Here is a 22,554-nt window from a genome sequence, read left to right on the forward strand (position 1 = left end):
ATATGTCAAAACTAACAAAAAAAATGATGCTAATAAGAAATAATATCGATTATAAAAAACATTATCACATCAACGAAGGGATTTTTATATTAAAAAAATTTTCAACTAAAAAATTTAATGAAAGTGTTGATGTATCTATTCATTTAGGTATTGATGCTAAAAAATCAGAACAAAACATTCGTGGTTACACTTTATTACCTCACGGAATCGGACGTACAATTAAAGTCGCTGTTTTTACTAATAATGAAAAATATATTAAAGAAGCTATTTCTGCCGATGCTGATTTTATTGGATTAGAAGATTTAGCAGAAAAAATAAAAAATAAAAAAATAAATTTTGATATAATTATTGCTTCTCCAGATTCCATGAAAGTAGTTGGTCAACTAGGAGCAATATTAGGACCTCGAGGCTTAATGCCAAATCCAAAATTAGGAACAGTAACTGAAAAGATTTTTGAAACAGTAAAAAACACTAAAATAGGACAAATTCGTTATCGTAACGACAAAAATGGCATTGTCCACACAACTATCGGAAAAATTAATTTTTTAGAAAAAAATATAAAAGAAAATTTGAATTCACTTTTACTATCTTTAAATAAAATAAAACCTTCACAAACTAAGGGATTATATATAAAAAAAATTTTTTTATCTACAACAATGGGAGCTGGATTAAAAATTGATCTATCTACGTTAAACTAAAAAATATTTATACTTTACGCTAGAAAAAAAATTATTTATAATAACTGCCCCTTTGATTTATGAATATTAAAAATTAATTTAATTTATAAAATACAATTTTATATATAATTTCACTTAAAATATAAAAAAATTGTATATATTGTAAATAAAAAAAACATTTTTAACTTTAATTAATGCTTTTAGTTCTTTTTATATATGATACATAAAATATTCATATTATCAATGACATAAATAAAATCTAGGAGCACAATGTAAATGCCATTAAGCCTTCAGAATAAAAAAGAAATTGTTGCTAAAATCAATAAAACAGCCAACATGGCATTATCAGTTATAATAGCTGATTCTCGAGGTATCACTACCAATAATATAACGGAGTTAAGAAAATTAAGTCGCGACATTGGAGTAAAAATTAGCGTTGTACGAAACACATTATTAAATTTAGCTATTCAAGGAACATCTTTTGAATGTCTTAAAAATACATTAAAAGGCCCTTCTCTCATTGCCTATTCTTTTGAACATGCAGGCAGTGCAGCAAGGTTATTTAAAAATTTTGCAAAAAAAAATAAAAATTTTAAAATTACCAGTGGTGTTTTTGAAAAACAAATATTATCCCAATTACAAGTCAACCAACTTGCAGACATGCCTACTTACAAAGAAGCTATAATTATTTTTATATCCTTGATAAAAGAACTTGCTGCAGGAAAACTAATTCGTACTTTATCTGTTATATCTAATAAGAAAACAAATAATTAAACTCTTAATAAATTTTCGATATACCAGATACTACATACACTACTTCTGATTTTTGTTAGGAATACTTTTATGTCAATTAATAAAGAACAAATTCTAGAAGCCATAGCAGAAATGTCTGTAAAAAATGTTATTGAGCTAATATCAGCTATGGAAGAAAAATTTGGTGTTTCAGCAAATGCTATAAACACTAATGCTACAACAGGACAAACTGATATATCTATAGAAGAAAAAACAGAATTTAATGTATTCTTAAAAGCTATAGGTGGAAATAAAGTATCAGTAATTAAAGCAGTACGTAGTGCCACTGGATTAGGATTAAAAGAAGCCAAAGATTTAGTTGAATCCGCTCCCACTCTTATCAAAGAAAATGTTAACAAAGACGAATCTGAATCCTTGAAAAAAATATTAGAGAATGCTGGTGCTGAAGTAGAAATTAAATGATTAATTATTATTAAATAAATTCAATTTATAAATACTGGTGGCCATAATCATCAGCCACCAGCCTGTCTTAATTAAAATACAAAATAATTTAAATTATTTAATTTCAAATTATTATTATTTATTATTTTTATCTTAAAAATCTGATTATAGATTAAATGAATATTATTTCATTTATAAGTTTCTATTTCAAATAATCTTAATTTAAAAATTAGATCGACTAACTATTATTTATAAAAAATAAACAAAGTAGTTTAACTGATCAGCTAGCTAAGGAACCTCATGGTTTACTCTTATACCGAAAAAAAAAGAATTCGTAAAGATTTTGGAAAAAGATCACAAATTTTAGATATACCTTATCTACTTTCTATCCAATTAGATTCATTTCAAAAATTTATTAAACAAGATCCGGAAGGTCAACACGGATTAGAAGCTGCTTTTCGTTCTATCTTTCCTATTAGAAGCTATAGTGGTAATGCTGAACTACAATATGTCAGTTATCGTTTAGGTCAGACTATTTTTAACGTAAAAGAATGTCAAATACGAGGAGCTACTTTTTCTGCTCCATTACGCGTTAAATTACGTTTAATAATTTATGAAAGAGAATCTTTAGAAGCCACTGTAAAAGATATTAAAGAACAAGAAGTATATATGGGTGAAATTCCCCTTATGACTGAAAATGGTACATTTATTATTAATGGTACAGAAAGGGTTGTTGTGTCACAATTACATCGTAGTCCAGGTGTTTTTTTTGATAGCGATAAAGGGAAAACTCATTCTTCCGGAAAAGTCTTATATAACGCTCGTATCATACCTTACCGAGGATCTTGGTTAGATTTTGAATTCGATCCTAAAGATAATTTATTTGTACGTATCGATCGTAGAAGAAAACTACCTGTTACGATTCTTTTAAGAGCTCTTAATTACTCTACAGAAGATATAATTAATTTATTTTTTAAAATAAATGTTTATCAATTCTTTGAAAAAAGAATAGAAATGACATTAGTCCCTGAAAGACTTCGTGGTGAAACAGCTTCTTTCGATATAAAATCATATGAGAAAATTTACGTAAAAAAAGGAAGTCGTATTACCGCTCACCACATAAGAAAATTAAAAAAAGACAACATAAAAAAAATTGAAGTACCGATTGAATATATAATTAATAAAATTATTGCTAAAAATTACTTCGATCATAAAAACAATCAACCTATTGTTCTCTCAAATACAGCAATTTCTCTTGAAATATTAGAAAAAATAATACAAAACGGATATAGCACCATAGAAACTATTTTCACTAATGATTTAGACCACGGTCCATATATTTCAGAAACATTAAAAATAGATCAAACTCACGATAAATTGAGTGCTTTAGTAGAAATTTATCGCATGATGAGACCAGGTGAACCTCCTACAAGAGAAGCCGCAGAAAATCTTTTTATAAATCTATTTTTTTCTGAAGAAAGATACGATCTTTCACCGGTAGGAAGAATGAAATTCAATCGATCTCTGTCACGTAAAGAAATAATAGGATCAGGTACTCTTAGTAAAGAAGATATCGTAGATGTTATAAAAAAACTAATAGATATTCGCAACGGGAAAGGAGAAATAGATGATATCGATCATTTAGGAAATCGTCGTATTAGATCTGTCGGCGAAATGGCTGAAAATCAATTTCGAATAGGTTTAGTTCGGGTAGAAAGAGCAGTAAAAGAAAGATTATCATTGGGTGATCTCGATACTATAATGCCTCAAGACATGATCAATGCTAAACCGATTTCTTCTGCTGTAAAAGAGTTTTTTGGATCCAGTCAATTATCTCAATTTATGGATCAAAATAATCCTTTATCTGAAATTACGCACAAACGTAGAATATCTGCTCTAGGAATTGGTGGATTAACAAGAGAAAGAGCTGGATTCGAAGTACGGGATGTACATCCTACTCATTATGGTCGAGTGTGCCCTATTGAAACACCAGAAGGACCAAATATAGGATTAATTAATTCATTATCGGTTTATGCTCGTACCAATAAATATGGTTTTTTAGAAACACCATACAGAAAAGTAAAAAACAACACAGTAACCAATGAAATACAGTACTTATCTGCTATCGAAGAAGGTAATTATATTATTGCACAAGCAAATACTAATCTTAATTCTCAAAATATATTTATTGATGATTTAGTTACTTGTCGTCACAAAGGAGAGTCCAGTTTATTCCATCCTGATCAAGTCAACTTTATGGATGTGTCTACCCAACAAATTGTGTCGGTTGGTGCTTCTTTAATCCCTTTTCTAGAACATGATGATGCAAATCGTGCTTTAATGGGTGCAAATATGCAAAGACAAGCAGTACCGACTCTAAGATCAGAAAAACCTTTAGTAGGAACTGGAATGGAAAGAGCTGTTGCTGTAGATTCCGGAGTAACAGTAGTAGCTAAACGTGGTGGTATAGTACAATATATTGATGCATCTCGTATTGTTATTAAAGTTAAAGAAAAAGAAATGCTTACAGGTGAAGCTGGAATCGATATATATAATTTAAACAAATATACGCGTTCTAATCAAAATACTTGCATAAATCAAATTCCTTGTGTTCAATTTAAAGAACTAGTTGAATCAGGAGATGTATTAGCCGATGGTCCATCTACTGATTTAGGCGAACTTGCTTTAGGTCAAAACATGCGAGTAGCTTTTATGCCTTGGAATGGTTACAACTTTGAAGACTCCATACTTATTTCAGAAAAAGTAGTACAAAAAAATAAATTTACAACTATTCATATTCAAGAACTAGCATGTATTTCTCGGGATACTAAACTAGGATCTGAAGAAATTACATCAGATATACCAAATGTAGGAGAAGCTGCATTATCTAAATTAGACGAATCAGGAATTGTATATATTGGAGCCGAAGTTACAGAAGGAGACATACTTGTCGGAAAAGTGACGCCAAAAGGAGAAACACAATTAACACCAGAAGAAAAATTACTACGCGCTATTTTTGGAGAAAAAGCTTCAGATGTTAAAGATTCTTCATTACGTGTACCAAATGGAGTATCAGGTACAGTAATTGATTTACAAATTTTTACACGAGATGGCGTAGAAAAAGATAAAAGAGCTTTAGAAATTGAAGATATGCAGTTAAAAAAGGTAAAAAAAGATCTTACAGAAGAATTAAAAATATTTGAATCTAGTCTTTTTATTCATATATACAATCATTTGATACATTCTGGAATTTCCAAAGAAGAACTACATACATTATCCAAAGAAGAATGGCTAAAAATAAAATTAAATAACGATAAAAATCGAAAAATATTAGAAAAATTAAGTAAACAATATAATTCATTAAAAAAAGAATTTGAAAAAAAACTAGAAGAAAATCATAAAAAAATTGTTCAAGGAGATGATTTATCTCCCGGAGTTTTAAAAATAGTTAAAGTATATTTAGCTGTAAAGAGACATATTCAACCCGGTGATAAAATGGCAGGAAGACACGGCAACAAAGGAGTTATTTCTAAAATTAATCCTATTGAAGATATGCCTTACGACCAATATGGAATCCCGATAGATATTGTTCTTAACCCATTAGGGGTACCTTCTAGAATGAACATTGGTCAAATTTTAGAAACACATCTAGGCTTAGCTGCTAAAGGATTAGGCGATAAAATTAATTATATGTTGAATAAAAAAGAAAAAGTTGAAAATTTACGTAAATTTATTCAAAAGGCATTTAATATAGGAGAAAACATTCGTCAAAAAATTAATTTTTCTAATTTTTCTGATAAAGAAATACTGGTTTTGGCAAAAAATTTTAAAAAAGGTATTCCTATTGCAACACCTGTGTTTGACGGTGCTAAAGAAAGTGAAATTAAAAAACTATTAGAATTAGCCGATCTTCCTTCATCTGGACAAATCATACTTTTTGACGGACGAACCGGAGAAAAATTTGAAAGACCTGTGACTGTTGGATATATGTATATGTTGAAACTAAATCACTTAGTAGACGATAAAATGCATGCTAGATCAACAGGATCCTATAGTTTAGTAACACAACAACCCTTAGGTGGAAAAGCTCAATTTGGTGGACAACGTTTTGGAGAAATGGAAGTTTGGGCACTAGAGGCATATGGAGCTTCTTATACTTTACAAGAGATGCTAACTGTAAAATCTGATGATGTAAATGGACGAACAAAAATGTATAAAAATATTGTAGACGGTAATCACAAAATGGAACCAGGAATGCCAGAATCATTTAACGTTTTATTAAAGGAAATTAGATCATTAGGCATTAATATTGAACTTGAAAATGAATAAAGCTTTCCAATACATACCAACTACTATAAATTTAATTTTTATTCGTATTCTCTTGAACTGTTTACTCAGACGGGAGCCAATCCGTGAAAGACTTACTTAAATTTCTAAAAACACAAACTAAAGCAGAAGAATTTGATTCTATCAAAATTTCATTATCTTCACCAGATACTATTCGTTCATGGTCTTTTGGAGAAGTAAAAAAACCAGAAACAATTAATTATCGTACATTTAAACCTGAACGAGATGGTTTATTTTGTGCACGAATTTTCGGCCCAGTAAAAGATTATGAATGTTTATGCGGAAAATATAAACGTTTAAAACACCGTGGTGTTATTTGTGAAAAATGTGGAGTAGAAGTAACTCAAAGTAAAGTGCGCCGTGAAAGAATGGGTCATATTGAATTAGCGTCTCCTATAGCCCATATTTGGTTTTTAAAATCTCTTCCATCACGTATCGGCTTGTTATTAGATATGCCTCTCAGAGATATAGAAAGAGTACTCTATTTTGAATCATATGTCATTGTTGATGAAGGTATGACTAATTTAGAAAAAAAACAAATTTTAACTGAAGAACAATATTTAGATGCACTAGAGGAATTTGGAGATGATTTCGATGCTAAAATGGGAGCTGAAGCAATACAAATACTTTTAAAAAACATGAACTTAAAAGAAGAATGCGAAACATTAAGAAACGAATTAAAAAACAGCCATTCTGAAACTAAAAGAAGAAAATTAACCAAACGTATTAAATTACTCGAATCATTTATACAATCAAATAATAAACCAGAATGGATGATCCTTAATGTACTCCCTATTTTACCACCTGATTTAAGACCACTGGTACCCTTAGATGGCGGAAGATTTGCAACATCTGATTTAAACGATTTATATCGCCGAGTTATTAATAGAAATAATCGGTTAAAAAGATTACTAGATTTATCAGCTCCAGATATTATAGTAAGAAACGAAAAACGTATGTTACAAGAAGCTATAGATGCACTTTTAGATAATGGACGCCGAGGTCGGGCAATTATTGGATCTAATAAACGACCTCTTAAATCTTTAGCAGATATGATCAAAGGAAAACAAGGTCGCTTCCGTCAAAATTTACTCGGTAAACGCGTCGATTATTCAGGACGTTCGGTAATTACTGTCGGTCCTTATCTACATTTACATCAATGCGGATTACCTAAAAAAATGGCATTAGAACTATTTAAACCATTTATATACGGAAAATTAGAACTGCACGGTTTAGCAACAACAATTAAAGCTGCTAAAAAAATGGTAGAAAAAGAAGAATCCGTAGTTTGGGATATATTAGACGAAGTAATTCGTGAACATCCTGTTTTATTGAACAGAGCACCTACCTTGCATAGATTAGGTATACAAGCTTTTGAACCAATTTTAGTTGAAGGAAAAGCTATACAATTACATCCATTGGTCTGCGCAGCCTATAATGCCGATTTTGATGGGGATCAAATGGCGGTTCATGTTCCGCTAACTCTCGAAGCACAATTAGAAGCACGAGCGTTAATGATGTCCACCAATAACATTCTATCTCCAGCTAATGGAGAACCTATCATCGTACCTTCACAAGATGTTGTTTTGGGACTGTATTACATGACTCGATCTAAAATCAATGGTAAAGGAGAAGGAATGGTTTTAAGCGGTCCCAAAGAAGCGGAACGTCTTTATCGTTCAGAACTTGCGGAATTACACTCAATTGTTAGAATTAGAATTCAAGAATACGAAAAAAAAGAAGAAAAAATTATTCTAAAAGAAAGTAAAATAATTCCTACTACAATAGGTAGAGCTATTTTATGGATGATAGTTCCAAAAGGATTACCTTTTTCTATGGTAAATCAAACGTTAGGGAAAAAAAGTATTTCTAAAATGATTAACACTTGTTATCGTATTCTAGGCCTAAAATCTACTGTTAATTTTGCTGATCAAATTATGTATACAGGATTCGCTTATGCTGCTCGATCTGGTGCATCTGTAGGTATAGATGACATGGTAATACCTGCTGAAAAAATAGAAATTATTACAGAAGCAGAAAACGAAGTTGCAGAAATTCAAGAACAATTCCAATCCGGACTAGTCACTGCTGGAGAAAGATACAATAAAGTTATTGATATTTGGGCAGCTGCTAACGAACGTGTTTCAAAAGCTATGATGGCCAATCTTTCTATGGATTCTGTTATAAACAAATACGGTAAAATTGAAAAACAGGTATCGTTTAATAGTATTTTTATGATGGCTGATTCAGGAGCACGCGGTTCTGCTGCACAAATTAGACAATTAGCAGGTATGAGAGGCTTAATGGCAAAACCAGATGGATCTATTATTGAAACACCTATTACAGCTAACTTTCGTGAAGGATTAAATGTATTACAATATTTTATTTCTACTCATGGAGCTAGGAAAGGATTAGCGGATACCGCTCTAAAAACAGCTAATTCTGGGTATTTAACACGTCGTTTAGTAGATGTAGCACAAGATTTAGTAGTTACAGAAGATGATTGTCTTACATATGAAGGCATTATAATGACACCAGTAATTGAAGGTGGTGAAGTTAAAGAACCTTTACGAGAAAGAGTATTAGGAAGAATTACAGCTGAAAATGTTTTCAAATCATGTTCAACAGAAATTTTAATACCTCGTAATACATTACTCAACGAAAAATGGTGTGATATATTAGAAAAATACTCTATAGATAGTATTAAAGTTAGATCAGTTGTTAATTGTGACACTGATTTTGGAATTTGTGCCCATTGTTATGGACGTGATTTGGCACGTGGTCATTTAGTAAACAAAGGCGAAGCTATTGGTGTTATTGCAGCTCAATCTATTGGAGAACCAGGAACACAATTAACAATGCGGACATTTCATATTGGAGGTGCTGCATCAAGAGCTGCTGCAACATCCAATATTCAAGTAAAAAATAAAGGTAAAATTAACCTTAATAACGCTAAATCAGTAATTAATTCAGAAGGTAAAATTATTATTACTTCACGTAATGTTGAACTAAAAATGATTGATGAATTAGGTAGAACACAAGAAAGTTATAAAGTACCATACGGTTCTATCATGATTAAAGGACATGGAGAAACTGTTAACGCAGGTGAAACAATAGCAAAATGGGATCCACATACTATGCCTGTTATCACTGAAGTTAATGGCTATGTTAAATTCATAGATATGATTGATGGTCAAAGCATCACTAGACAAACAGATGAATTGACAGGATTGACTTCTATAATAATATTAGATACAGCCGAACGCACTTCAATAGCGAAAGATCTGCGTCCAGCATTAAAAATTATCGATTCATCTGGAAAAGATGTACTCTTACCAGGTACCGATATGCCTGCACAATATTTTCTTCCTGGTAGAAGTATTGTTCAATTAGATAATGCTATGAAAATTAGTTCAGGAGATACTTTAGCAAGAATCCCTCAAGAATCAGGTGGAACTAAAGATATTACTGGTGGATTACCCAGAGTTGCTGATCTTTTTGAAGCCAGACGACCTAAAGAATTAGCAATTCTAGCAGAAATTAGTGGTTTTATATCTTTTGGAAAAGAAACTAAAGGGAAACGACGTTTAATTATTACTCCTATCGATGATAATGAAGTATATGAAGAAATGATTCCTAAATGGAGACAACTAAACGTCTTTGAAGGAGAAAGAGTAGAAAAAGGAGATGTTATATCCGATGGTCCAGAATCTCCACATGATATTCTTAGATTAAGAGGAATACAAGCTGTAACAAAATATATTGTCAATGAAGTACAAGAAGTATATCGTCTTCAAGGAGTAAAAATAAATGATAAACATATTGAGGTCATTATTCGTCAAATGTTACGCAAAGCTACTATTATTAAAGCAGGACAATCAGAATTTTTGGATGGAGAGCAAGTAGAATTTTATCGGATAAAAATATCAAATCGTAACCTGGAGAAAAAAAATCATATTCCAGCAACATTTTCTCGAGATTTATTAGGCATTACAAAAGCATCTCTTGCAACAGAATCTTTTATATCCGCTGCATCCTTTCAAGAAACAACACGTGTTTTAACAGAATCAGCGGTTGCTGGAAAAAAAGATGAGTTAAGAGGCTTAAAAGAAAATGTCATTGTTGGTCGATTAATACCAGCTGGAACGGGATATGCATACCATAAAAATAGATTGAATCGCCGTCATCATCGATCATTATTATCAAGCAGCAAAGTTACCGACACCACTATATCAGGTATTAGTCCTGAAGAAGCTGCTGCAAATTTATCTGAATTATTAAATTCAACACTTATAAAAAATAAATAAAATTATCGTTTTAATATAAACTGCTTTTTTTTTATAGCAGTTTATATTAAAAAATAAACAAACACATAAAATTTTATATTTTTATTTTCGTATAAACATTCATATTTTAAAAACATTTTATTTTTATGAAACATAAATTATATACTAATTTATCTTTCATTTATTCATATATATGATATGATTTTATATAATTATGAGATGGAAAATTAAAACAACAAATATATAAATACATTTTATTTATTTTTTTAACGATTTTATTTTTAAAAATAAAATAAAAATTTTATGTGGTGTGTACATTTTTGCAAAAAGTATTTAATAAAAAATAGAACGTTAGTATTATTCATATATAAAAATAAATTTCATAAATATATAATACAATATTATCTTTTATAATTATTAACATATATTTTAATTAAAAATATAATATATTAATCAATATTTATATATCAATATTTTCCCTTTTCTTGCAATCACATAATTGATGTTTTTAAAATACAATAAGAATAAAAATAAAATAGATTTATTATCTATTTTATATCTTTTTTTTATTTTTTATTTTTAATAATTTATTTATTAATATATATCTAATAATAATAAAAATAGTTTTTATTATGAAAATAAATTTATTTTACATTATATTTATTAATTATAAAATCAACTTTAGTATATATTGCTATCGATAACTTTAATATCTGAGTTAATCATATTACTGTTATTAAAAAATAATTAATATTTTTCAGGAAAGAAATATGAATAAAGCTCAACTAATTAATGTAGTCTCCGAAATTACTAAATTATCTAAAAAACAAATTAAAACAACTTTAGAAACAGCTTTATCTTCTATTGTAAAATCTTTAAAAAATGGCAATTCTGTTCAATTAGTAGGATTTGGAACTTTTAAAGTAAATAATCGGGCTGCTCGTATCGGACGTAACCCACAAACAGGAAAAGAAATTCAAATTCCTGCTACAAAAGTACCTACTTTTATATCCGGTAAATCTTTAAAAGAAGCTGTAAAATAATGTTTATTTTTATATTCGTCTCAAAAAATCGGGGCCACGTTGCCCCTGATTAATATCAATATATATCTTATCAATTATCGATGCAAAATTAAAAAACATCTTTTATATTACATACAAGGTATTATATGCAAAAAAAAAATGCATTAATCAGTGTATCAAACAAATTAAATATTGTTACACTAGCAAATGATCTGACAAAAAGAAATGTAAACATTTTATCTACTGGAAAAACATCAAAAGTTTTAAAAAAGTCAGGTATTGATGTTACTGAAATATCAAATTACACTCAATTCCCAGAAATTATGGATGGTAGGATAAAAACACTACACCCTAAAATATATGGAGGAATTTTAGGAAGAAAAAAAACAGATGATCATATCATGCAAAATCTTGGAATTATTAAAATAGATATAATTGTAGTAAACTTTTATCCATTTTGGCATGCAGTTAATAATAAAAATTACAACATAGATAACATTATCGAATATATTGATATCGGTGGACCAGCTATGATCCGAGCTGCTGCCAAAAATTACAAAAACACAGTTGTTGTAGTTAATATATCCGATTATAAATACATAATATCAGAAATGGACAAAAATAATAATGAGATTAGTTTAAAAACAAAATTTAAATTAGCAGCGTCTGCATTTAACTATGTAACGAAATATGATACTATTATCTCAGATTATTTTTGTCATCATAATAAAAAAAATAATTTACCAATAAAATCAATGCCCGATACTATCAATTTAAATTTTGTAAAAAATCAAGATCTTCGTTACGGTGAAAATCAACATCAAAAATCAGCATTTTATATTAAAAAAAATACATCAAAAAAAAATAATACACCAATAAAACAAATACAAGGAATACCATTATCTTATAATAATATATTAGATTCCAATATCGCTATAGAATGTATTAAGGAGTTTAATAAGCCCACATGTGTTATAGTTAAACATGGTAATCCTTGTAGTATAGCAACTAAAAAAAATATACTAGAATCTTATTTGGCAGCATATAATCAAGACCCAATTTCTTCATTTGGAGGAATAATTGCATTTAATTTTCCAATAGATAAAGAAACAACAAAAACTATTATCAAGAAACAATTTGTTGAAATAATTCTTACTCCTGATATTGATAAAAAAATTTTAGAAATAACGGAAAAAAAACCCAAAATTAGAATATTATTATTTGATATCAATAACAGAAATAAAAATCAACTAGAATATAAATCAGTGGAAGGTGGTCTTTTAGTACAAGAAAAAAATTCAATAATTGAAAATAGTAAAAACTGGAATATTGTGACTAAAAAAAAACCAAGTAAAAGAGAACTAAGTGATTGTGTATTTGCATGGAAAACCATAAAACACATTAAATCCAATGCTATTGTTTATGTGAAAGATCTTGTTACAATCAGTATTGGAGCTGGACAAATGAGCAGAATTTACTCTACCAAAATTGCTAATACTAAAGCACAAGATTTAAAGTTAAATACAAAAGAAGCTGTAATGGCATCTGATGCATTTTTACCTTTCCGAGATAACGTTGATCTAGCAGCTTCTATGGGCATTACATGTATTATACAACCAGGTGGTTCAATACGAGATAAAGACATTATTGCAGCTGCTAATCAACATAACATTGCAATGTTGTTTACTAATATTCGTCATTTTAAACATTAATAAAGTCTAAAAATTTTATTCACTTCTCGTTACTTTTAATAATACATGTAAAAGAAAAAATTATTTTATAGGTATTTTTTATGATACGTAGTATGACTGGTTACGCAAGAACAGAGCTAAAAAAAAATTGGGGAAAAGCTATTTGGGAAATACGTAGTGTTAACCAACGTTACCTGGAAATTCACATTCGAATGTCAGAAGAATTTCGAGAGTTAGAATTTGCTGTTCGTCAATATATAAGAAGTAACCTCGATAGAGGGAAAATAGAGTGCTATTTAAAATTTGAAGGTGGTTATAAAAAGGAAGAAAAAATTATTTTAAATAAAAATTTAATAAAAAAAATACTAAATACCATTCAATGGATTAAATTACACATCAATGAAGGTAACATTAATTTTCTCGATATTTTAAAATGGCCTGGAGTAATTGAAATAAAACGAGATAATTTAGATGAAATAAAAACAGAAATATTCTCTTCATTAAAATTTACCATAAAAAAATTAATAGAAGTACGTGTGCACGAAGGCATTTTATTAAAAAAGATAATTGAAGAACGTTTAGATTTAATAAAATACGAAATAAAAAAAATAAAAATACAATTACCAAAAGTATTAAAATTATATAAAGAAAAACTATTTTTGAAATTAAAAGAATCACAAATATTCATAGATAAAACACGATTCGAACAAGAAGTATTGCTACTAATACAAAAAATAGATATCAGCGAAGAATTAGATAGAATCACAATACATATTGCTGAAACTATCTCTATTATCAATAACATAGAATCCGAACCTATGGGCCGTAGACTTGATTTTATTATGCAAGAACTCAATCGAGAAACTAACACTTTGGCATCAAAATCTATTAATTCTTACATTACAGCAGCTACAATCGAAATAAAAGTTTTAATTGAACAAATGAGAGAGCAAATTCAAAATATAGAATGAATAAAATTAATTTATGTATTTAATAAATTTAATCAATTAAAAAAATATTATTTATTTCCTATTTATAAAACATTCCTTCCAATAAATCGGAGAAAAAAAGACTAAAAGTGCAAAAATTTCAAGACGACCAAAAATCATCATTACAATTAAAATCCATTTTGCAGTATCATTAATATGTTTAAAATTATCTACCAAAACACCTAAACCTAATCCCAAATTATTTAAACTAGAAATAATAGCTGAAAAAGCAGAAAAAGAATCAACTCCAGTAGCTATGAGAGACAAAATACCTAAAAAAAACAATAAAAAATACGTAAAAAAAAAATCCATACAGAATCTAACAATCTGGTCGAAAATGTTACATTACCAATGCTGATATTATATAACGCATATGGATGAATTAAACGTTTTATTTCTCTGACAAATTGCTTAAATAATAATATAAAACGTATTATTTTTATTCCTCCAGTCATAGATCCTGAACATCCTCCAATACATGCAGAAGAAAACAATAAAATAGAAAAATAAGTAGGCCATAAAGAAAAATTGTCTATGGTAAAACCTACTGTAGATTCAATAAAAAAAACCTGAAATAGAAGGCGATCTGTCATTATAGACGAAAAATCATTTGATCGAATGTAATATAAAAATAAAAAAAATATTACAAATAAAATAAAATTTACATAAATAAATAATCTTAATTCTATATCTTTCCAATATAACGATACATTCTTATTTTTTAAAAAAATAAAATGTAAAGTATAATTACAACTGGATAACACAAGAAAAAAAGATGCAATAATGTTAATATTTTGATTATTAAAATATCCCATACTACTATCGTGAGTTGAAAAACCTCCCATAGATACAGTAGACAAACTATGAGCTACAGCATCAAATAAGGACATACCGAAAATCCAAAATAATAACGTACACAATACCGTTAAGCAACAATATATATATAACAAAGACTTAGCCATATTATAAACACGAGGAACTATTTTACTATTTTTTAATGATCCTATTATTTCAGCTTTGTACAAGTGCATACCATTCACTCCTAAATAAGGAGATATAACTAAAAATAGTATAACAATTCCTATTCCACCAAACCATTGTAACATTTGTCGATAAAATAAAATGGATTTAGGGAATAAATCTAAAAAAATCAAAGTTGTAGATCCAGTCGTCGTCAAACCAGAAAAAGATTCAAAAAAAGCATCAGTAACAGATATATTTAATCTATCATACAAAATAAAAGGTAATGAACCAATACTACCACAGACTATCCAAAATAGTACTACCACCATAAACACTTCTTTTTTATGTATATTACCCTTTATTCTACGAGTAGGTAACCATAACAATAAACCCATAATAAAAGTAATTAAAAAAGTTACACTAAATACTTTATCTATATGATCAGAATAAAACAAAGACAACGTATAAGGAATAGATATAGTGAAAGAAAAAAAAATAATAAGTAAACCAATCATTCGAAAAATTAAAAAAAAACACATATATTACCCTTATTCAATAAAAATTATTTTTAATATATTTTATATATATAAAATTTTATAATTAATTAACAGATTAATTTTAATATTAATATTCAAAAATACAATTATCTAATATTAAAAATGAATTCAATGTTGATAAAAAATAAAAATATAACTAATTGAATAAAATTAATTACATATATAAAATGACGCCAATAAGCGCCATTTTATAAATTACATCAAAATTTATTAATTTCTTCTCTCACATTTTTTGTTGCTTGCATCATATTTCTTAAAGATAATTCGGTTTCTGTCCACGTTCTAGTTTTTAAACCACAATCGGGATTAACCCATACTTGTTCTACTGGCAAAAATTGAATAATCTTTCTTAATAATATTTCAATATTTCTTACTGTAGGTATTGTTGGAGAATGAATATCATATACTCCTGGTCCAATTGCGTTCGGATATTTAAATTTTTTAAAAAAATCTAACAATTCCATATCAGAGCGAGCAGTTTCTATTGTAATTACATCGGCATCTAAAGAAATAATAGCATCCATAATATCATTAAATTCACAATAACACATATGCGTATGTATTTGTGTTTCATCTTTGACCACAGATGAACTTAGATGGAACGCATCTACTGCCCATTTTAAATATGATTTCCAATCGTTTTTTCGTAAAGGCAATCCTTCTCTTAAAGCTGGTTCATCTATTTGAATTATTCTTATACCAATATTTTCTAAATCTTTAACTTCATCACGCAACGCTAATGCTATCTGCCGCGCTATGACTTCTCTAGAAATATCTTCTCTTGGAAAAGACCAACATAAAATAGTCACAGGACCAGTTAACATACCTTTCACAGGTTTATTAGTTAAAGATTGTGCATATTGCGACCATTTTACACTAATGGATTTCGGACGACTAACATCACCTATAATAATAGGTGGTTTTACACAACGAGAACCATAGCTTTGTATCCATCCATGATTAGTGAACACAAAACCATCTAAATTTTCACCAAAATATTCAACCATATCATTTCTTTCAAATTCCCCATGGACCAAAACATCCAATCCTAAATCATCCTGACGAAAAATTACATCTTTTATATACTGAGATAAAGCAATGTTATAATTTTCTGAACTAATTTTACCTTTTTTAAAATCAAGACGTAATTTTCTAATATCATCAGTTTGAGGGAATGAACCTATAGTAGTCGTAGGTAAAATAGGCAAATTACATTTTTCTTTCTGTTTTTTAGAACGAATCACATATGGATTTTTTCTTTGATATTGATTAGATTGTATCAATTTTTCTCGTTTTTGTACTTCTATATTATTAACTATATTAGATCTTATTCTATTTTTAATAAAATCACTCCATGTTTCCAATACAGTATTATCATTAGAAACAAGACTTTCCTTTAATAACGCTAATTCTTTACATTTTTGTATAGCAAAAGAAAACCAGTTTATTATCTCTTGATCTATGTTTTTTTCTAAATCAACATCAATAGGAGAATGTAATAAAGAACAAGAAGAACCTAACCATAAATTTTTTCTTTTTTTAACATATGGATGTAAAATGCCAAACCAATCCATAAGATCGGCACGCCAAATATTACGTCCATTGACAATACCTACTGATAAAACCCACTCTTTTGGTAATTGATTATTTAAACTACATAAATCATATTTTCCATAAACCAAATCAACATGTAAACCTTGAACTGGTAACTGACAAATAGTATCAATATTATGCATTACACTATCAAAATAAGTGGTCAATAAAATCTTCACATTACATTTTAACTTTTGATACACGTGCTTAAATGATATTAACCAATCAAAAGGTAAATCTAATGCTAAAATAGGTTCATCAATTTGTACCCAATTTATATCTCTTTTTTCTAATTCTGAAAAAATATGTTGATAAATTGGAAGTATATCTGGCAATAAATCTAAACGATTAAAAAAATCGCCTTTTACTTTTCCTAACCATAAATATGTGATAGGACCTAGAATAATAGGTTTAATTTTATACCCTAAATTTAATGCCTCATCTACTTCATCTAATAATTGAGACCATCCATAAAAAAATTTACTGTTTTTAGTAAATTCAGGAACAATGTAATGATAATTGGTATTAAACCACTTAGTCATGTCTGACGCAAAAGCAGATTGTCCAGTAGGAGCTGTTCCTCTCGCAATACGAAATAAAGTATCCAAATCAACTGATTTATCTTCATTTCTATGTCTTTGTGGAATATTTCCTAACAACATACTAGTACTTAGTACATGATCATACCAAGCAAAATCACCTACAGGAAGTAAATCGATACCTGCTTTTTTTTGTTTTTCCCAATGTATTTTCCTTAATTTTTTTCCTACTATTAATAAATTTTCTTGTGAAATTTTTTCAGACCAATACTCTTCTAGTGCTTTTTTTAATTCACGATTAGATCCAATTCTTGGAAAACCAAGTATGTGATTTATTATAGACATATGTAATCCATTTTTTAATAAAAAAATTAATCAAAAATATTACAACAAAATTGTATTTTTATAAAAATTTTAATTTACTCTGTAATCTGCAACTTCTTTAAATTCCATAATTAAAATAAATAGTATATTCTAAATCAATTAATATATTTATATCAAAAAATAAAAATTTATTGTAAAATACTATAATTATCAAATTAATAATATTAATAAAATTATTTTAATAATTAATTGAATCAAATGTGCATTTAAATTAAATAAAATAATTTAATTTATATTTAAGACAGTACTGATTTTTTTAAAAAAACTTCTAAATAACGAGCTACACCATCATTATCATTAGATAATACTATTTCTGCATATGGTAACTGTTTTTTTAGTTCTAAATCAGAATTTACCATTATACATGCTTTACCTACTATCTTAAGCATATCCATATCATTCATAGCATTACCAAAAGCTATACAATCTGTTAAAGAACTATTTAAATATTTCATCAAAAAAGTTAATGCATTTCCTTTAGATACTTTTTTTGACATTATTTCAAGACATGTTTTAGAAGAAAAAACCCAATCTAAATCTGATTTAAATAAATCAATAATTTTTTCCTTCAATAAAAATAATTTACTAAAATAATTAGAAGTGAAAAAAATTTTACTAACATTATCCATTTTAAAAAAATAAAAATCCGAAACTTGGTACTGAGAAGATGATCTATAATTATAATAATACTTTTCTATATTTTTTTTATGAATATACCATTTTTCATTGCAATACATATGCATAATTATATCAGTATCTAAATCGATATACCTTAATAAATTCGCAATAACATCTTTATCTATATTACTGGTAAATATTAACTTTTTATCTAAATTATAAATTTTAGCTCCATTTGAAGTAATCATGAAAGCAGTAATTTTACAATAATTACAAATCTCTAAAATTTCGAAATAATGACGACCACTAGCAAAAAAAAAAACAAAATCCTTTGTTATACAAATCCTGTATAATTCTTTTCGTATAATTTGTTATTTTATATTCAGAAGACAAAAGAGTACCATCTAAATCAGAGACAATAAATTTATACATACATATAATTTCCATAAAATCTAATATATACAAATAATCATATTTAAAAGTAAAATACTAATATCAATAAAAATGATCAATTTTAAAAAAAATAAAATAAATATTTTTAAATTATTTAAAAACTTTTAAAATTATACCAATATTTACATTTTAATTAATATTAGTATTTATTATTAATCAAAATAATAAATACTTATGAAATTAAAAATATAATATATTTTAATAAAAATTATATATTTAATAAATAAATTTATTTATAAAAATAATTTGAATAAAAAATTAATAAAATTTAAAATATTAAAAAAAATAAAAATAATTAAATTTATTAGAACCTTATCTTTAATATGAACATTAATTAAAAAATTGAATTAATCATATTAATTTTAAATTTATATACTCATCAAAAAACGTTACCAACATATTGATATATATAACATATGTAAAAATCGCTCATATTAAAAAATAGTATCAATGTCAATTCAATTTTTACATTAAAAATATAAAATATCTAAATAAAATATTATCATACACAATGATATTTTCTTAAAAAATAATAAATAAATATAAAAATATAATTCTATGTACGACAATAAAAGATAATTACTTATGTAACCATAAAAAACTTATTTAAAAAACAAGTAATGCAATTCAATTCAAAATAAAAAATTATCTCTTTTTTTTAAATATTAATTTCATAACTTTTATGAAGTTAATTTGTTTAACATGAATAATGTTTAAATTTTTAATATATAAAAATAATAAAAATTATTCTAAACAGATATTGCCAATATACTTATAAAAACAAGTAAAAACAATCTAATTTAATGAAAATTAAAAAATATCTACTAAAAAAATTTTTTTTTTAAATTTTCATATTAAAATAAAACATTCAATAAAATTATTTAAAATAACTATGATATTGGAACAAAAAATGCTATAAAAATACCTATTTATTTCGAAATAAATTTAAAATAATTGATCATCACACATAAAAAGATATGAATTACTACTCAGAAAATAAATTTAATTATATGTAAATTTTTTATTAATAAAAAATAAAAATCAAGGAAATATATAATATACATTCAATAAAAATTTAATTTTTAATTTAATTGACAATTAAAGAATTTAAAATTTATATAAAAATTAACTTTAGAACATAAACCAAAATCTAGTTAATAGTAAAATTTAATAAAATACAAAAATTTTTAATACTCACCGATAATAAAAAATACATAATTTTATCTTTTAAATAAATTTAAAAAAATATTTACAAAAAAAAACAAAGATTTATTAAAATATATAAACTAAACATGTTAGAAATATTTTTTTATTTAAAAAACTAAATTTAAGGAATCATGCTTCTATTGCTGTTCTTAATTTTTTCATTGCATTTTTCTCTAATTGACGTACTCTTTCTGCTGAAATTCCGTATCCATTAGCAATTTCTTGTAAAGTTATTTTATTATTTTCATTTAACCATCTTGCACGTATAATGTGACGACTACGTTTATCTAATATACGCAATGCATTAGTCAATTTGTTTGTTGCGTGCATTTCCCAATTGTCTTCTTCTACTCCATTAGCAAAATCAGAAGTATTGTCTCTTAAATGAGTCATAACAGTGGTTAATTTTCGATCGCTAGATTCATCATCCGGAAATGGATTAAATGATATATCTTGAGCTGACATACGACATTCCATTTCGCGTACATCTTCACTACACACCCCTAATTCCTGAGCTACTATTCTTAATTCGTTCTCATTAAACCATCCCAAACGTTGTTTGGTTTTTCTTAAATTAAAAAATAATTTTCTCTGTGATTTCGTTGTTGCTACTTTTACAATACGCCAATTACGTAATACATATTCATGTATTTCAGATTTAATCCAATGAACAGCAAAAGAAACCAATCTAACACCAACTTCAGGATTAAAACGACGAATCGATTTCATTAAACCTATATTACCTTCTTGAATAAGATCAGCTTGAGGTAATCCGTATCCCGAATAATTACGAGAAATATGAATCACAAAACGTAAATGAGATAAAATTAAAGTCTTAGCTGCATCTAAATCACCATTATAATAAAGACGTTCCGCCAGTAATTTTTCTTCTTCAGCCGATAACATAGGCCAAGAATTAGCATATCTAATATAAGCATCTAAATTACCCAAAGCAGTAAGAGATAAAATTTGCATTTTATTAATCATTTTAATCCCTAAATTACGTCATTAAACTAATAAATTAGTTCATAATACGTGAATTATAAAAATAAATCAAAATCTATCTTACTATTTCTTGTTTTCTATGGAAAATATATATAAAACGGTTAAAATAAATAGATTACAAAAATAAAAAATTAAAAAATAGATTCAATAAACTTTTTACTATCAAAAACTTTTAAATCCTCTATCTTTTCCCCTATTCCAATATAATAAATAGGTATTGAAAATTTATTGGCTATAGGGAAAATGATTCCACCTTTTGCTGTCCCGTCTAATTTCGTTATAACTATGCCTGTTAAATGTAGCGATTCATGAAATAATTTTGTTTGTTGTACTGTATTTTGACCACTGCAAGCATCAATAACTAAAATAGTTTCATGAGGAGACAAAATATCTATTTTTTTTACTACTTTTTTTATTTTTTTTAATTCATTCATTAAATGCACGTTGTTATGTAATCTTCCTGCTGTATCAATGATTAAAATATCAATTTTTTTCGCCTGAGCTGATTTAATTGCATCAAAAACAACAGCTGCTGGATCAGCATAGATATGCTGAGATATCACTGATATCTTATTTTTCAATCCCCATTCTTGTAACTGTTCAATAGCCGCAGCTCTAAAAGTATCCCCCGCTGCTAACATCACTGATTTACCCATTTTTTTATATTTAGCAGCTAATTTCCCGATAGTAGTTGTTTTTCCAACACCATTTACACCGACTATTAAAATTATAAACGGACAACAAAACCCTTCCAAATTTATAGTTTTTTCGACTTTAGATAACATCTTTAACATATGGATTTTTAATAAATCATACACTGCTTCGGTATTCTTTATATTGTTACCTATAACTTCTGATTTTAACGTACTAATTATAAAATTAGTTGTTTTTACACCAATATCGGAAGATAATAGTTTTTCTTCTAATTTATCAAATAAAATCACGTCAACTTTATTTTTAGAAAAAATATTTTTTATCTCTGAACCTAAATAATCTCTTGTTTTTTTTAATTGTATTCTTAACTTTTCCA

The 22,554-nt window shown here is 27.1% G+C and carries 13 protein-coding genes and 1 pseudogene; 8 read left to right on the plus strand and 6 right to left on the minus strand.

What is annotated here, in order from left to right; genetic code table 11:
- The first annotated feature begins 2 nt into the window (after positions 1-2).
- The 8 genes from rplA to LDP10_RS01140 all read left to right on the plus strand — a co-directional run bounded on the left by rplA (position 3) and on the right by LDP10_RS01140 (position 14,188).
- A complete protein-coding gene (rplA, locus tag LDP10_RS01105; protein WP_265196902.1) occupies positions 3-698 on the plus strand; it encodes a 50S ribosomal protein L1 in 696 nt (231 codons plus the stop codon).
- Between the two features lie 255 nt (positions 699-953).
- Positions 954-1,451 carry a 50S ribosomal protein L10 gene (gene rplJ, locus LDP10_RS01110; RefSeq protein WP_265196903.1) on the plus strand — a complete coding sequence of 166 codons (498 nt, stop codon included), beginning with the start codon at positions 954-956 and terminating at the stop codon, positions 1,449-1,451.
- A 69-nt stretch (positions 1,452-1,520) separates the two neighbouring features.
- The gene (gene rplL / locus LDP10_RS01115; protein ID WP_265196904.1) at positions 1,521-1,892 is read left to right on the plus strand and encodes a 50S ribosomal protein L7/L12; all 372 of its coding nucleotides are present in this window, start codon (positions 1,521-1,523) and stop codon (positions 1,890-1,892) included.
- Between the two features lie 279 nt (positions 1,893-2,171).
- A complete protein-coding gene (gene rpoB / locus LDP10_RS01120) occupies positions 2,172-6,200 on the plus strand; it encodes a DNA-directed RNA polymerase subunit beta (protein ID WP_265196905.1) in 4,029 nt (1,342 codons plus the stop codon).
- Positions 6,201-6,283: 83 nt separating this feature from the next.
- Complete coding sequence (gene rpoC / locus LDP10_RS01125; protein ID WP_265196906.1) at positions 6,284-10,525, plus strand: DNA-directed RNA polymerase subunit beta'; 4,242 nt, start codon at positions 6,284-6,286, stop codon at positions 10,523-10,525.
- A 731-nt stretch (positions 10,526-11,256) separates the two neighbouring features.
- A complete protein-coding gene (locus LDP10_RS01130) occupies positions 11,257-11,547 on the plus strand; it encodes an HU family DNA-binding protein (protein WP_265196912.1) in 291 nt (96 codons plus the stop codon).
- 125 nt (positions 11,548-11,672) lie between these two features.
- Positions 11,673-13,238: a bifunctional phosphoribosylaminoimidazolecarboxamide formyltransferase/IMP cyclohydrolase gene (gene purH, locus LDP10_RS01135; protein ID WP_265196907.1), complete on the plus strand. Its 1,566-nt coding sequence runs from the start codon at positions 11,673-11,675 to the stop codon at positions 13,236-13,238.
- 80 nt (positions 13,239-13,318) lie between these two features.
- The gene (locus LDP10_RS01140) at positions 13,319-14,188 is read left to right on the plus strand and encodes a YicC/YloC family endoribonuclease (RefSeq protein ID WP_265196908.1); all 870 of its coding nucleotides are present in this window, start codon (positions 13,319-13,321) and stop codon (positions 14,186-14,188) included.
- A 51-nt stretch (positions 14,189-14,239) separates the two neighbouring features.
- Here LDP10_RS01140 and LDP10_RS01145 read toward each other — a convergent pair.
- From LDP10_RS01145 to ftsY, 6 genes and pseudogenes are all read right to left on the minus strand, one after another.
- Positions 14,240-15,708 (minus strand): annotated as a pseudogene (locus tag LDP10_RS01145) (potassium transporter TrkG).
- A 218-nt stretch (positions 15,709-15,926) separates the two neighbouring features.
- On the minus strand, positions 15,927-18,203 hold the full coding sequence (metE, locus tag LDP10_RS01150; RefSeq protein ID WP_265196909.1) for a 5-methyltetrahydropteroyltriglutamate--homocysteine S-methyltransferase: 2,277 nt from the start codon (positions 18,201-18,203) through the stop codon (positions 15,927-15,929).
- A 275-nt stretch (positions 18,204-18,478) separates the two neighbouring features.
- On the minus strand, positions 18,479-19,228 hold the full coding sequence (locus tag LDP10_RS01155; protein ID WP_321160487.1) for an HAD-IIB family hydrolase: 750 nt from the start codon (positions 19,226-19,228) through the stop codon (positions 18,479-18,481).
- Positions 19,167-19,307, minus strand: coding sequence for an HAD family hydrolase (locus LDP10_RS03560; protein WP_414734434.1), 141 nt, complete (start codon positions 19,305-19,307; stop codon positions 19,167-19,169). The genes LDP10_RS01155 and LDP10_RS03560 overlap by 62 nt, the downstream gene beginning before the upstream one ends.
- 1,341 nt (positions 19,308-20,648) lie before the next feature.
- Complete coding sequence (gene rpoH / locus LDP10_RS01160) at positions 20,649-21,506, minus strand: RNA polymerase sigma factor RpoH (protein ID WP_265196910.1); 858 nt, start codon at positions 21,504-21,506, stop codon at positions 20,649-20,651.
- A 149-nt stretch (positions 21,507-21,655) separates the two neighbouring features.
- Positions 21,656-22,554: signal recognition particle-docking protein FtsY (ftsY, locus tag LDP10_RS01165; RefSeq protein ID WP_265196911.1), on the minus strand; the 899-nt coding region annotated here is incomplete at its 5' end.

The organism is Buchnera aphidicola (Pemphigus obesinymphae), from assembly GCF_026122815.1.
GTDB classification, from domain to species: domain Bacteria; phylum Pseudomonadota; class Gammaproteobacteria; order Enterobacterales; family Enterobacteriaceae; genus Buchnera_C; species Buchnera_C aphidicola_BJ.

Coding starts and splice junctions, on each gene's coding strand:
- rpoB (WP_265196905.1), top strand. CDS start 2,172: ATGGTTTACTCTTATACCGAAAAAAAAAGAATTCGTAAAGATTTTGGA.
- rplA (WP_265196902.1), top strand. CDS start 3: ATGTCAAAACTAACAAAAAAAATGATGCTAATAAGAAATAATATCGAT.
- rpoH (WP_265196910.1), bottom strand. CDS start 21,506: ATGATTAATAAAATGCAAATTTTATCTCTTACTGCTTTGGGTAATTTA.
- rplL (WP_265196904.1), top strand. CDS start 1,521: ATGTCAATTAATAAAGAACAAATTCTAGAAGCCATAGCAGAAATGTCT.
- LDP10_RS01140 (WP_265196908.1), top strand. CDS start 13,319: ATGATACGTAGTATGACTGGTTACGCAAGAACAGAGCTAAAAAAAAAT.
- metE (WP_265196909.1), bottom strand. CDS start 18,203: ATGTCTATAATAAATCACATACTTGGTTTTCCAAGAATTGGATCTAAT.
- rplJ (WP_265196903.1), top strand. CDS start 954: ATGCCATTAAGCCTTCAGAATAAAAAAGAAATTGTTGCTAAAATCAAT.
- purH (WP_265196907.1), top strand. CDS start 11,673: ATGCAAAAAAAAAATGCATTAATCAGTGTATCAAACAAATTAAATATT.
- LDP10_RS03560 (WP_414734434.1), bottom strand. CDS start 19,307: ATGGAAATTATATGTATGTATAAATTTATTGTCTCTGATTTAGATGGT.